Annotated in this window: 1 protein-coding gene; it reads left to right on the forward strand. The window is 42.7% G+C overall.

Annotated elements, in window-relative coordinates; all coding sequences use genetic code 11:
- Window positions 1-504 (forward strand): TetR/AcrR family transcriptional regulator (locus tag R7044_RS28455; protein ID WP_225456449.1); only part of this gene is annotated, 504 nt, incomplete at both ends.

Consider the following 504-nt stretch of genomic DNA (forward strand, 5'->3'; position numbering starts at 1 on the left):
AATCTTGCATCGGTGAATTATCACTTTGGTGACAAAAAGACGTTAGTGCGCGCGGTGTTGGACCGATACCTTGAAGCACTGATGCCGAGCATAAAGGCGTCTCTCATTGAGTTGAATACCCGCGAAAGCTACAACATGGACGAAGTATTTGAATCATTACGTTTACCGCTGCGTACACTTAATGATGTTAGACCAAATGGTACAGCACTATTTATGTTGTTGATTGGTCGAGGTTACACCGATGTACAAGGTCATTTGCGTTGGTTTATCAGCACTCGATACTCAGAAGTATTGAATTTGTTTACTTTCTCTATCATGAAAGCAAACCCAGAGCTGACGGAAGAGTTGTTGTTTTGGCGATTACATTTCACGTTGGGAACGTGCGTATTTACGATGGCCTCTAGTCAAGCTTTGACCGAGCTGGCAGAAAGCAAATTTGAAAAAGAAATCGATGTGAAATCTGTCGTCGATTTACTGATTCCTTACTTGTCCGCTGGTATGTCG

It is taken from the genome of Vibrio sp. 1402 (genome assembly GCF_033340275.1).